Here is a 306-nt window from a genome sequence, read left to right as displayed (position 1 = left end):
TGAATTTTAAAATAGGTATCTCCATTTAAATAATCCGTTAAAAATCTTATACCACATTCAAAGGTCATAAGTTTCACAGAAAATGCCATAAGTTCAATCTCTTTTGGCACAAGTATAGGTAATACTTCATGAAAATATCCCTTTGTAAAATACTTAAACAGATTCATATCAAACCATATTTTTGATAAATCTGTTTCATCTTCCCTTCCGCTAGAAGCTCCATATCTCAGTGCATCGCCGTAGTCATAGAGAAGTGACCCTGGCATTACTGTATCTAAATCAATTACACATACCCCTTCACCTGTA

General features: G+C 33.3%; 1 pseudogene. It reads right to left on the bottom strand.

What is annotated here, in order from left to right:
* Positions 1 to 306: pseudogene (locus B2671_RS11890) on the bottom strand (mucin desulfatase); the annotation flags it as partial.

This window comes from Clostridium sp. UBA5119 (assembly GCF_002414285.1).
Classification (GTDB): Bacteria; Bacillota; Clostridia; order Clostridiales; family Clostridiaceae; genus Clostridium_J; species Clostridium_J sulfidigenes.
This window is presented reverse-complemented; position numbering and strand designations above follow the sequence as displayed.